Below are 13,457 nucleotides of genomic sequence, written 5' to 3'. Positions count from 1 at the left end.
ATCGCTTTGTCATATTTGCCGAGGYTTTGGTAAGCGCTTCCCAGATTTCCCAGCGCAGTTCCCTCACCTTGACGGTTTTTKATTTCCCGTGCGATCGCTAGGCTTTGTAGATAGAACTCGATCGCTTTGTCATATTTGCYGAGGGCWATGTAAGCGCTTCCCAGATTTCCCAGCGCAGTTCCCTCACCTTGACGGTCTTTGATTTCCCGTGCGATCGCTAGGCTTTGTAGATAGAACTCGATCGCTTTGTCATATTTGCCGAGGAAATAGTAAGCGCTTCCCAGATTTCCCAGCAACTGTCCCTCACCGCTACGGTCTTTGATTTCCCGCGCGATCGCTAGGCTTTGAATTTGGAACTCGATCGCCTTTTCATATTTGCCGATAGCTTGGTAAGCGCTTCCCAGGTTTCCCAGTGAATGCCCCTCACCAAGACGGTCTTTGATTTGCCGATAGATAGTTAGTGCTTGCTGCCATGACTGAAATGCCGCCTCAAACTGGCTAATTTGATATTGCTGATTTCCTTGTTGCAACAGTCGATCTGCTTCTGCTTTACGGTCTTGATTTGTTTGGGCTTGGACGCTTTCACTAATCACTATCTGCACTTGCCCACAAGCCAAAAAAGCCAACATCGCAATACCGATCGCCTTATTCATCGCCCACATCCTCACATTTACATTAAAACGCGCAGTTGCCTACCAGCCAGCATAAAGCGATATTCCCCAAAACAGGTATTCGTTACAAAAAACATAACCAAATATTCACCAGAAACATCAAAATCTCGTAGTGGGAGACCAAAGAACTAGTTTTTTATCGTGATGATGGCAGTAGATACTACCTACAATCCATTACCGATCGCAAAGAAAGCCGACCAGTAATTAGGATGTTTGTATTTATCTGATTTAATCAAAGCAATCTGCGCTCTATGTAATGCTTCCGTAGTAGAAATATCACCCTTCTTGAGTTCCTTATAAAAAGCTTCCATCAGAGCTTGTGTACCAGCATCATCGACAGACCAAAGCGAAGCGATTGCATTTTTTGCCCCGATTTTCTGAACTTGATAGCCAAAGCCTAATATTTCTACCCCAGTTCCTAATTTGCCAACACCAGTCTGGCAAGCACTAAGCACGATTAATTCCACATTAGGAATCTGCCAATCGGTGAGTTCACTCAAACGGATCTTGTCACCATTACCAAAGATGATAAATGAATTATCGGGCGCACCAGTATTAAACTCGGCATGGGTGGCGAAGTGGAGAATATTGTAGTTTTTGAATTTGGCTTCAGTACCTTGGCGGCTAAAGTTCTCTTCTAGTAGAGTCGATGAATTTGGAAATGCATTGGCGATCGCTTGGACTTCTTTAAGCGTGGCAGGTAAACCCTGCTGTCCAAATTTTCTTTCTCCTGCTTTACCACCAAACGCTCCTGCTAAAATATTTGGCTGAAGTTTGGACTTGGGCGAGAAGTCTGAGAGTGTGTAAGCAATCAGATTGCTAATGCGATATTTTTCACCAAGCCATTGTTTGCCATCATTTAGCGCTGCAAGGGGAACATAACGGAGGATGCCATCAGGTGCATAGAGAATCGTTTGCGTTTTGGCTTGGATGAGTTCGGCTTCGATAGGTTGAATAAGGAGATTATGGAGAGAGGTAGCCGCTTCTTTGTAATCTTCGGAACCTACATCAATAAGTCCAGCTTTAAATTCTCGGACTAATTCTTCTAGCTTTTCTTTGGAGATATTGACGGTACGACTAATTGGCAAACTATTGGGTGAAAAGAGAATGACTTCTAGGCGATCGCCTAAAATCAAGGGATAAAGTAGAACTGTTCCTTGAGGAATCTGTTGAAGATAGTCTGGAACTTTGTTGATCTCTGAGGCTGGTAGTTGCTTGATCTGGTCTGCAAGTTGACGATTAATCTCTCCGCCTTTCTCAACGCTAATCCCTGATAGCTGACTGCTAATGGCTCTCTCGGCCGCTAAAAATTTAACCCCTTGAACTGTGCGATCGCTGCCTTTGATATTTTTGAGATAGTCTTCCAGTTCCTGCACTTTGAGCAGATCGAGAACTTGCAAAGCTTCCATGATTCTTCCCCGCTTAAGGAGAAGGTCGGCAAGATCTTTATAGCTAGAAGCAACAGTTCCTAGATAGGATGCTTGATTTTCCTTGCTGAGTCCTCTAATATCTTTGCGAATCGATTCACGTACATTGATTGATTGTTTATAAAGGAGAATTGCTACTTCAGGTTGATTGAGTTGAGAAAAAGCATATCCTAAATTGCTATAGGAGAGACTTTCTTTACTGCGATCGCCAAGTTGTTGAAAAATCGATAGAGCTTGTTGGTAAAAAGTTACTGCTTGTGGATATTGCTTGAGGCTAATATAGGTGTTCCCCAAATTGCCTAACGAAATTCCTTCGCCATTGCGATCGCCGTTAGTTTTATTAATTGCTAGGGATTGCTGATATAGCTCGATCGCCTTCTGGATTTGCCCTAAACCTCGATATATATTTCCCAAGTTATTGAATGATGTAGCCTCGCCACTAGTATACCTAAGCTGCTTGGAGATGGCTAAAGACTGCTCATGGAAAGCAATGGCTTTGGAGGAGTTGCCCAAACTATTGTAGGCACTACCCAAGTTGTTTAGGGATTTACCAAGCCCTTCAAGATCGTTGATTTTTCTAAAAATATCAGCAGATTGCTGGTTAAAATCGATCGCTTTTTGATAATCGCCCAAATAGTCGTACGCATTAGCCAAATTTCCTAACAACTTAGCTTCACTTTGACGATCTCCCTCTTGCTTCTTTAGAACTAAAGCTTGTTGATAAAATTCCAAGGCTCTTTGATACTGTCCAATACTGTTGTAGCCATTGCCAATACCGATTAGGGAATTCCCCTCTCCATTAATATCTTTGGTTTGTTTGGCAATTTCTAAGGAGCGATTATAAAAGTTAATTGCTTTCTGAGCCTCTCCTACAATCATGTATGCAGTTCCCAAATCATTGAGTAGATCTTTCTCGCTATGGCGATCGCCCATCTTCACAAAAAATGCTAAGGACTGAGCATAAGCATCAGTCGATTTTTGGTACTGTCCTAAACTGCGGTAAGCATCACCAATATACTTAAACGAGTCGCCCTCGATATGGCGATCGCTAACTTTTTCTTGTCTAAAGAGTGCTATGGCTTTCTGATAAAAATCGATGGCTTCTTGGTATTTGCCAAGCTTTCTATAGGCATTGCCAAGATTAAAAAGAGACTTCCCTTCGCCACTGCGATCGCCAATTTTTTTAAATATCTCCAAAGATTGTTGATTCAGATCCAGCACTTTCTGATACTGTTCTAGCTCGAAATAGATACTGCCCAAATTGTTGATTGCGGCGGCTTCACCATAGCGATCGCCAATTTTTTTAAATATCTCTAAAGATTGCTGATTAAAGTCAATTGCCTTTTGCGCCTGTCCGAGACGGTTATAGGCATTGCCTAGACTTCTGAGAGTATTCCCTTCACCCTTAAGATCGCCAATTTGCCGTTTGACGGCTAAAGATTGCTGGTAGAAATCAATGGCTTGCTGATACTGCTTGAGACTGTCATAGGCAAGCCCCAGATTATTAAGTGCTGATCCTTCCGCTTTGAGATTACCTGTCTGCTTAAAGATAGCTAAAGATCGCTGATGGTAATCAATTGCTTGTTGGTATTGTCCAAGGCGATCGTGGGAAATTCCCAATCCATTAAGGGCAAAACTTTCACATTGAATATCTTTGATCTCACGACAAATACTCAGAGCTTTCAAATCGAACTGAATTGCATTTTGATAGTCTTTAATTTGCCTCTGATCAATGGCTTTGTCTAATAGATTACCAGCTTCAGTCTTACGTGATTGGATCGACTGCTGCGATCGAGCTTCTTCACTGATCACTATCTGCAGAGGCAAACCAAACAATACCGTCAAAATAGTGGCACTCCAAATCTTACGCATAAAAACCTCAAATTTATTCTTTACTCGACCGATGGAACAACTAAAGCGATTGCGCCAATTGTCGCCAAGTATAAAACAATCCATAAACAAACAAGTCGTGGTTACAAATATGGAAACGGCTTAATAGAAGCCAAAAAGATGTGACGCACGCGCAGCGTGCGCCACATCTTTTTGGCTTCTAGAGTGAACTTATTTTTATAGCAAACTCCAAGCAAATCAACGAATACTGATGCGAGAAGAAAATGACGTAACTTCTACTCAATGTATTTTCAATAAATTATCTCTTGAGATCAGAAGAGATCAATCTTCATCGCTTCATATTCGTCGGCATAATGTCGATAGCTGTCACCATAATTACTTGTTTCTATTGTTGTAATCGTACTTCATATTCGTCGGCATAATGTCGATAGTTGTCACCGTATAGGGTTGTCCATTCACACACCTACGCAGTTCTCTACTTGCAGCTAGCCCGCTATGCCAATTGATCTTCGCAACGGGTTTGCCATCCATCTCTACCTTAAAAACTTGAACATCTTTCATGTTAGATAAAGCCGCATCTATAGTCGGAACCGCAAAAACGATCGCCCCAAATGGCATATTAGGAGGTGAGTAATTGAATGCGTGCGTCGTTACGGAAGGTTCATCATCTTGAGTGAGGGTGACTTTTACCGTTTGCATCTTGTCAGGCTTGGGAATATCTGTTGACATAAATGTGAGGAGCGCCCCTTTATAGTCCCCACCGGGTCCCGACAAAGTGAGCATTACCCCGTTTCTTGAGAAGAAAGCACTACAAAACTCGCCCGATTTTTGACCTTGAGGAGTTGGATATAGCCTCCAGTGCCCCGATAGATACAGAATATACTCAGGATTATTGAGCAGTTCTATTTGCTGTTGCACAATCGATGTGGCTGAGAGAAGGCTTGCCTCTAGTCTCTGTGCATCTCGGTCAACGTAGCCCTCACCCAGAAGTTTACTAGGTCTAGCCCTAATCTCCTGAACCTTCTGGGCATCGTTCCTCCAACCTTGCCATGTGTTATAAGCTTGTCCAAAAAGAACATCCATCCCTTGAGCATTAACCGATTTAGCACCAGATAGCGCGATCGCTACCGTTGCACCACACAATAAAAAGCGACTCAAGTTAATTCTCTGCATTTAAAACCTCACAAGCTCAAAATATCTGTTCAAATTTGTGTTTTCAACCTACATCCCTGACTTTTATTATAAAAATTATGTTCCTGAATATTTTCTGGGTCAATCAGACACTTGAAAACCCTTACTTGTATAATTTTCTTGCTTTTTCAGCAAGCCCTAAGTATAAAACACCCCATAAACAAACAAGTCATGGTTGCAAATTTGGAAACGGCACAATAAAAAACAAAAAAGCTGTAGCGCACGCTCAGCGTGCGCCTCAGCTTTCCTATCTAGGGGGCGAAAATTTGCTGAATGACCATTGGGTCACATACCATTTGCTCCCATAGGTTGTGATTGATATTTTTAAGCCAGAAGCTTTATGGACAAAGTACATTAGGCAATACCCATCACCACTACAGGATTCCACTTCAGGGCTACTATCACAGACAGTAGCAGTTCCGCCAACATTGGTCTTGCATTGGGGACTGACTAAGGGAACCCAACCATTTTTGAGTAAGATATTTCGTAAATCCGCGTAATCCATATTTTTTCTGACAACAGCTTCGATAGCGGCTTGGCTGTCTGTTGTAGGTTCAATCTGCGATCGCGCGATCGATTGTAATTTCTGTGTCAGATTCCAGCACCCATTACGATGCTCAAAGATATAGGCATTTGGTTCTCCATAGGTTTTAATAAGGCTCTCATCTTGATTAGTACCAGTACCTGAATATTGATATTGAGCTTTGATGTAGTCCACCCGAAATGTTTTGTCATCAACTTTTTGGATATCCAGTTTTAGTCGAGTATAGGGACTATTATCAACTCGTGAAGGAACTAGTTGCACCCATCGATAATCTCTAAGATCAATACTGAATTCATCATCGTTTCTACTCAGAGTCTCTAATAATTTGCTAGGGTCTTGATAATCTCTAACTTGTATATAGGCAGCAGTAAAGGTATGGCGTATTTCATTACCTTGATCATCTTGACCGCGTACAAATTGTTCAAAAAAGCTTTTATATTCATCTTTGGTGCATGAAACAGGAAGGCTAGTGTTACTCTGTTTTGCAGTTTCTATGTTCTGATTATCTATACGTGGATTTCCATTAGAACTAATATTACTTTGCTTGTTATCGAGATTAGTTGCTACCTGATTATTCCCTCCAGATGATCCTGCTATCTGTCGTTGTAATGTCTGCTGATTATCTATGCTTGTTGTCGGTGATGATGCACAAGCCTGTACTAAGGTCGCAATGGTCACTATTACGATTTTGCGGTAGTTCATTCAAATATCCTTCAAATTAATATTGTCTCAAACTTAATAAATAGTCGGAAAATGGACTTTTTTGTTCCATTTTCCGACTATTTATTTACAAATTTATTTACAGCCCATTCCCGATCGCAAAGAAAGCTGACCAATAATTAGGATGATTGAAGTTAGGTGATTTAATTAGAGAAACCTGCGCTCGGCGTAATGCTTCCATAATCGTGACATCACCTTTTTGTAACTCATGATAAAAAGCTGACATCAGAACCTGTGTACCAACATCATCGACTTTCCAGAGAGAAGCGATCGCCTGTTTTGCGCCAGCCTTTTGGACTTGATAGCCAAATCCCAAAATTTCTACACCATCCCCCAGTTTACCAACTCCTGTCTGACAGGCACTTAGGACAATCAAATTGATATTCGGAATTTGCCAATCAGTAATTTCACTAAGATAGATTTTGTCCCCATTGCCAAAAATGATAAATGAATTGTCTGGCGTACCTGTATTAAACTCAGCATGGGTCGCTAAGTGCAGAATATTATGGTTTTTAAATTTAGATTCGATCGCTTGGCGGCTAAAGTTTTTTTCAGTTAAAATAACTGAGTTTTGGAAAGAATTAGCGATCGCCTCTATCTCTTTAATCGTGGCAGGCAAGCCATTTTGTCCAAACTTTTTCTCTTCTGCTTTGCCACCAAAAGCACCTGCAAGGATTTTAGGCGTAGCTTGGGGCTTTGGGGAAAAGTCGGAGAGGCTATAAGCAACTAAATTACTAATTTGATATTTCTCAATTAGCCACTTTTTGCCATCATAGATTGCGGAGAGAGGAACATAGCGAAGTATTCCATCGGTCGCGTAGAGTATCGTTTTAGCATTGGCTTGTACAAGTTCTGTTTCAATTGGTTTAATTAGTAGATTATAAAATTTGATCGCAGATTCTCTATAATCTTCAGAACTAGCGTCAAGAAGTTCAGATCTGTAGTCAATAATTAAGGTCTCTAGCCTTTCTTTAGAGATTTTGACAGTATGGTTAATGGGGAGACTTTGGGGGGAGAAGAGAATAATTTCGAGGCGATCGCTTAAAATCAGGGGATAAAGTAATACTGTTCCTTGGGGTATTTGCTTGAGGTAGGTGGGGATTTGGTTGATCTCTGATGGAGGCAGTTGCTGAATCTGATTGGCAAGTTGAAGATTGAGATTCGATATTTGCTCAAAGCGAATTGCTAATTGCTGATCGCGAATCGCTCTCTCTGGCTCTAAAAGTCTCACTTCCTGTAATGTGCGATCACTGCCTTTAATATTTTTTAAATAGTCCTCAAGTTCTTGAATTTTGAGCAGATCGAGAACTTGTAAGGCTTCCATAATCCGACCTTGTTGGAGCAAGAGATCGGCAAGATCGCGATAGGAATTTGCGACCGTAGATAGGTAAGATCTTTGCTCGTCTTGGCTTAATCCGCGAATATCTTTACGAATAGACTCTCGAACATTGATTGATTGTTTATAAAAGAAAATAGCTAATTCAGGCTGTTTTTTAATCGCCAGTAATTTACCCAAATTGCTAAGTACCGTTCCTTCACCGTCGCGATCGCCGATTTCCCTAGCGATGATTACAGCTTGCTGATATGCCTCCAATGCTTGCTGATGCTGTCCGCGATTGGCATAAGCCACACCCAGATTGCGGAGAGCCGTACCTTCGCTATCACGATTTTTAATTTCTTTGGCGATCGCTAAAGCTTGTTGATAAATTTCAATCGCCTGCTCATTCTGCCCTAAATTACGATAAGTATTGCCCAGATTGACCAATACTCGACCTTTACTAGCATTATCTTTGATTTTCTGCATTATCGTTAAAGCTTGCTGATGCAAGACAATTGCTTTGTCATATTGTTGGGAATTGTCGTAAGCATTACCCAGATTGCTAAGTACGGCTCCTTCACGGGCGATATCTTTGATTTCACGCGCGATCGCTAGTTCTTGCTGATATAGGGCAATTGCTTTGTCAAATTGACCTAACCTTTCGTAAGCTAGCCCCAAATTACTGAGGACGATGCCTTCCGCCATCCGAGCTTGGATTTCTGGCAGAATCACATAATATCGCGGCGCAAAAAAACGAATGGCGATTTCATCCTGTCCCAAGCTATCGTAAAGTCGATCCCTAGCTATATTACTGAGCAATCCTTCGCTATCACGATGATCAATGCTGCGAGTGATCGCTAAAGACTGCTGATAAAGCGCGATCGCTTGTTCATATTTTCCTAGCTTCAGATAAGCGTTACCGAGCTTAACCAATATTCCTGCTTGAGCTATCCGATCTGTCAGTTTGCTCGATAGCTCTAAGCCCTGTCGATAGAACTTAATTGACTGTGTGTATTGTCCTAAGTTGCGATAGCCATCACCTAAACTGATTGTGGCTCTAGCTTGACTTGTAGGATCTGGAGACATGCCCGAACTGGCTAACACTTGCTGAAAAATCGTGATTGCTAGTTCATATTTTCCTGCCTTCAGATAAACGTTGCCTAAATTATCTAGTAAGTTACGTTCTTGTTCCTGATCTTTCAGTTCTCTCGCAATTACCAATGCTTGCTGATACATGGCAATAGAACGTTCATAGTCTCTAGAAAATTGGTAAGCTTGGGCGAGATTATAGATGACTCTTACTTGCTCTGTCAGAAGCTTTCTTTGGCGCACGATCGCTAATTCTTGTTCATAAACTGTGATTATTTTTTGATATTGTCCAAGATCAGCATAAATAAGCACCAGTTCACCGATAACTTCTCTCAAGTAGGCGTGAGAGAGATCGCTGATTTTTGCTCTGATGGTTAAAGCTTGTTCATAAAATATCGTGGCTCTTTCTAATTGATTCAGAATTGAGTAAGCATGTCCTATGCGGAAAATTGTTGTACTCTCATCAAGGGGAGCTATATTCTTAAGCTCTCTCATGATTAGCAATGACTGTTCATAGAACTCGATCGCTTTTGGGTACTCTTCAAGTGCGTCATAAGCCTTACCTAGACCATGCAATGAGTTCCCTTCACCCTTGCGATCTTTAATCTCACGATACATTTGTAAAGATTGTTCCCAAGCTTGTAATGCTTCCTGATATTTATTAGCTTGATATTGCTGATTTCCTTGTTTGTACAGTCGTTCGGCTGCTGCTTTACGATCTTGGATAGATTGCGATCGCGCAGCATCGGATATTACTAGTTGCACTTGCCCACAACATAAGACTGTCAAAAGTGTGATCGCCAAACTTCCACGCATACCTCACCTCGTAGTAATTACAGATTTTTATCTCTATAGTCCATTGCCAATCGCAAAGAAAGCTGACCAATAATTAGGATGATTATATTGGGGGGATCTAATCAAAGCAACTTGCGCTCTATGTAAAGCCTCTGTGGATGTGACATCACCTTTTTTGAGTTCACCATAAAATGCTTCCATCAAAGCTTGTGTCCCTGCATCATCAACTTTCCAGAGCGAGGCGATCGCCTGTTTTGCTCCTGCTTTCTGGACTTGATAACCAAAGCCTAAGATTTCTACACCATCGCCCAACTTACCAACTCCAGTCTGACAAGCACTTAGCACGATCAAATCGATATTCGGAATCTGCCAATCGGTGATTTCATTGAGACGAATTTTGTCACCGTTGCCGAAAATGATGAAGGAGTTATCTGGAACGCCTATGTTAAATTCGGCATGGGTGGCAAGATGCAGAATATTATGATTTTTGAATTTTGCTTCGATCGCTTGGCGGCTAAAGTTTTCTTCGGTTAAGGTGACTGAGTTTTGAAATGAATTGGCGATCGCTTGGACTTCTGTAAGCGTCGCTGGCAAAGCATTTTGTCCAAACTTTTGCTCTCCTGCTTTACCACCGAAAGCTCCTGCGAGGATGTTGGGTGAGTTTTTAGGTTGTGCGGAAAAGTCAAAGAGGCTATAGGCGATCAGATTACTAATGCGATATTTCTCTGCTAACCATTGTTTGCCATCATAAAGCGCGGCTATGGGAATATAGCGCAAGATGCCATCGGGTGCATAGAGGATTGTGGTGGCTTTGGCTTGGATGAGTTCGGATTCGATGGGTTTAATCAGCAATTTGTAGAGTTGGGTCGCAGGTTCTTTGACATCTTCAGAGCCAGCATCAAGTAGTCCAGCCCTAAAATCAATCACTAGGGTTTCTAGTTCTTTTTGTGAGATTTTGACGGTGCGGCTGATGGGGATGGTATTGGGTGTGAAGAGGATAATTTCGAGTCGGTCGCCTAAAATTAATGGATAAAGTAAAGCTGTTCCTTGAGGGATTTTCTGGAGATAGTCGGGTACTTTGTTGATTTCAGATTTGGGAAGTTGTTGGATTTTGTTAGCAAGTTGGCTGTTAATTTCAGGGCTATTCTCAAAGCTAATAGATCCGAGCTTTACGCTCATAGCTTTCTCTGGTTCTAAAAGTCTCACTCCTTGCGCCGATCTGTCACTACCTTTGATATTTTTGAGATAGTCTTCGAGTTCTTGGATTTTGAGAAGATCGAGAACCTGTAATGCTTCCATGATGCGATCTTGCTGAATCAGTAGGTAGATAAGACGTTTATAGCTGCTAGAGACAGTTTCTAAATAGGATTTTTGGATATCTTTATCGAGTTTACGGATATCTTTGCGGATCGCTTCGCGGACGTTGATTGATTGTTTGTAAAAGAAAATCGCTAGTTCGAGTCCTTTTGCTTTGGAGATTACATTTCCCAGATTTGCAAGAGCATAACCTTCGCCATTTCTATCACCGATTTCTCTAGCAATGGTTAATGCTTGCTGATAAGAAATCATCGCTTCAGGATCTCGATTTAGATTTTCGTAGGCAACAGCTAAATTATTCAGTGACTTTCCCTCCCCGAAACGGTCTTTGATTTCCCGTGTGATCGCTAAGTAGTGCAGATGAAATTCGAGCGCTTTGTCATATTTGCCAAGAAAACTGTAAGTAGTTCCAAGATTTCCCAGAGACTGTCCCTCCCCGAGACGGTCTTTGATTTCCCGTGTGATTTCTAATCTTTGCAGATGAAACTTGATCGCTTTGTCATATTGACCGAGGGAAGAGTAAGCGACTCCTAGATTTCCTAGTGCTGCTCCCTCCCCGAGACGGTCTTTGATTTCCCGCGCGATTTCTAATCTTTGYAGATAGAACTTGATCGCTTTGTCATATTGACCGAGGGAAGAGTAAGCGACTCCTAGATTTCCTAGTGCTGCTCCYTCCCCGAGACGGTCTTTGATTTCCTGCGTGATCGCTAATCTTTGCAGATGGAACTTGATCGCTTTGTTATATTGACCGAGGGAATAGTAAGCATTTCCCAGGTTTCCCAACGCATTTCCTTCCCCGAGACGATCTTTGATTTCCCGTGCGATTTCTAATCTTTGCAGATAGAACTTGATCGCTTTGTCATATTGACCGAGGGAATAGTAGGCATTTCCCAGATTCCCCAGAGACTTTCCCTCCCCGAGACGGTCTTTGATTTCCTGTGCAATCGCTAAGCCTTGCAGATGGAACTCGATCGCTTTGTCATATTGACTGAGAGAATGATAAGCGACTCCCAGATTTCCCAGAGACTGTCCCTCCCCGAGACGGTCTTTGATTTCCTGTGCAATCGCTAATCTTTGTAGATGGAACTCGATCGCTTTGTTATATTGGCCGAGGGAATGATAAGCGATTCCCAAATTTCCCAGTGACTGACCCTCACCGAGACGGTCTTTGATTTCGCGATAGATTGTTAATGCTTGCTGCCATGATTGTATCGCTGCTTCAAACTGGCTAATCTTGAATTGTTGAATCCCTAAATTCAATAGTCGAGATGCTTCTGCTTTACGGTTTTGATTTGTTTGAGCTTGAACGCTTTCACTTATCACTATCTGTACATGCCCACAAGCCAAAAAAGTCAATATCGCAATCCTAACAACCTTATTCATCGCCAAAACCCTCACATTTACATTGAAACCCTCAATTGCGTACCAAACAGCATAAAGCGATATTTCCCAAAACAGGCGATCGTTACAAAAAACATAACCAACCCAAAATCGAAACTATCTACTAGGTGATATAAGTAGATCGTCAAAAGAAACCTATAAAAGCACAGATCCCCGACTTTTTCTAAGCTAGCAAAGGCTATTTGCAAATTCACAAAAAAAGTCCGGGATCTCAACCTAAGCTTTTTAAGTTTTCTTATGCCTAGCTACTTAATTCTTGTGAAATGATCAAACCCTACAATGATCGATAACGTTTGTAAATTCCTCGCAGAAAGCTATTCCACCGACTTTGCCAGTTGGCTACTAGGCAAACCCATCACCCTAACCAAAATCGAACAATCTGAACTCGCAGTCGAACCAATTCGCGCCGACTCCGTGATATTTCTCGAATCAGCCGAAATCATCCTGCACATTGAATTTCAGACCGAACCCAATCAAAATATCCCCTTCCGCATGACCGACTACCGACTGCGGCTATATTGCAAATATCCCGAACGCAAAGTCCATCAAGTCGTCATCTATCTCAGCCCTTCGCGATCGCATCTAGTCCATGAAACCACATTTAAAATTGGCGAATTAATCCATAACTTCAACGTGATCAGACTATGGGAACAACCAACAGCAATATTTCAGAAATATCAAGGACTGTTACCTTTTGCAACCCTATCCCAAACCAGCAAACCAGAAGAAACCTTAAGACAAGTGGCAAGACAAATTGAAAATATTGCCGATAAGCAACTCCAAAGTAACGTCGCCGCATCGACCGCTATAATATCTGGTATAGCCCTAAGCAAAGAAATCATCAAACGATTACTCAGGAGCGACATCATGAAAGAATCAGTAATTTATCAAGAAATATTACATGAAGGTCTAGCTGAAGGTAAAGCTAAGGGTTTAGCTGAAGGCTTAGCTAAAGGCAAAGCTGAAGAAAGAAATCAAATAGCACTCAATATGCTCCGATCTAACATTTCTGTAGATGTCGTGGCACAAATGACTGGACTAACAACTAAGCAAGTCCAGAAACTACAAAAACTCGCCGCAAAAAAGTCCCAGACTCCAAAAAAGTAATAGCGATCGCCAAAGGCAGAGGCAAT

7 protein-coding genes are annotated in these 13,457 nt (G+C 41.8%); 1 reads left to right on the top strand and 6 read right to left on the bottom strand.

The window, feature by feature from the left end; translation table 11 throughout:
* The 6 genes from B9G53_RS00490 to B9G53_RS00465 form a co-directional block, all read right to left on the bottom strand.
* On the bottom strand, nt 1–653 hold a 653-nt coding region (locus B9G53_RS00490; protein ID WP_254923486.1), incomplete at its 3' end, for a tetratricopeptide repeat protein.
* Nucleotides 654–835: 182 nt separating this feature from the next.
* Nucleotides 836–3,970 carry a tetratricopeptide repeat protein gene (locus B9G53_RS00485; protein WP_176453036.1) on the bottom strand — a complete coding sequence of 1,045 codons (3,135 nt, stop codon included), beginning with the start codon at nt 3,968–3,970 and terminating at the stop codon, nt 836–838.
* A gap of 354 nt (nt 3,971–4,324) precedes the next feature.
* Nucleotides 4,325–5,122 (bottom strand): hypothetical protein, encoded by a 798-nt coding sequence (locus B9G53_RS00480; RefSeq protein WP_094528365.1) that lies wholly within the window; start codon nt 5,120–5,122, stop codon nt 4,325–4,327.
* Nucleotides 5,123–5,387: 265 nt separating this feature from the next.
* Nucleotides 5,388–6,386: a hypothetical protein gene (locus B9G53_RS00475; protein ID WP_094528364.1), complete on the bottom strand. Its 999-nt coding sequence runs from the start codon at nt 6,384–6,386 to the stop codon at nt 5,388–5,390.
* A gap of 97 nt (nt 6,387–6,483) precedes the next feature.
* A complete protein-coding gene (locus B9G53_RS00470) occupies nt 6,484–9,627 on the bottom strand; it encodes a DUF2225 domain-containing protein (protein WP_094528363.1) in 3,144 nt (1,047 codons plus the stop codon).
* Between the two features lie 33 nt (nt 9,628–9,660).
* Nucleotides 9,661–12,306 carry a tetratricopeptide repeat protein gene (locus B9G53_RS00465; protein WP_094528362.1) on the bottom strand — a complete coding sequence of 882 codons (2,646 nt, stop codon included), beginning with the start codon at nt 12,304–12,306 and terminating at the stop codon, nt 9,661–9,663.
* 297 nt (nt 12,307–12,603) lie between these two features.
* Here B9G53_RS00465 and B9G53_RS00460 point away from each other — a divergent pair, with 297 nt between their 5' ends.
* Nucleotides 12,604–13,431 carry an Rpn family recombination-promoting nuclease/putative transposase gene (locus tag B9G53_RS00460; protein WP_094528361.1) on the top strand — a complete coding sequence of 276 codons (828 nt, stop codon included), beginning with the start codon at nt 12,604–12,606 and terminating at the stop codon, nt 13,429–13,431.
* Nucleotides 13,432–13,457 lie beyond the last annotated feature (26 nt).

The sequence above is a fragment of the Pseudanabaena sp. SR411 genome (assembly GCF_002251945.1).
In the GTDB taxonomy this organism is placed as follows: Bacteria; Cyanobacteriota; Cyanobacteriia; order Pseudanabaenales; family Pseudanabaenaceae; genus Pseudanabaena.
The sequence above is the reverse complement of the archived record's forward strand: the minus strand, read 5'-3'. Positions and strand labels throughout refer to the sequence as shown.

Coding starts and splice junctions, on each gene's coding strand:
- B9G53_RS00475 (WP_094528364.1), bottom strand. CDS start 6,386: ATGAACTACCGCAAAATCGTAATAGTGACCATTGCGACCTTAGTACAG.
- B9G53_RS00460 (WP_094528361.1), top strand. CDS start 12,604: ATGATCGATAACGTTTGTAAATTCCTCGCAGAAAGCTATTCCACCGAC.
- B9G53_RS00480 (WP_094528365.1), bottom strand. CDS start 5,122: ATGCAGAGAATTAACTTGAGTCGCTTTTTATTGTGTGGTGCAACGGTA.
- B9G53_RS00470 (WP_094528363.1), bottom strand. CDS start 9,627: ATGCGTGGAAGTTTGGCGATCACACTTTTGACAGTCTTATGTTGTGGG.
- B9G53_RS00485 (WP_176453036.1), bottom strand. CDS start 3,970: ATGCGTAAGATTTGGAGTGCCACTATTTTGACGGTATTGTTTGGTTTG.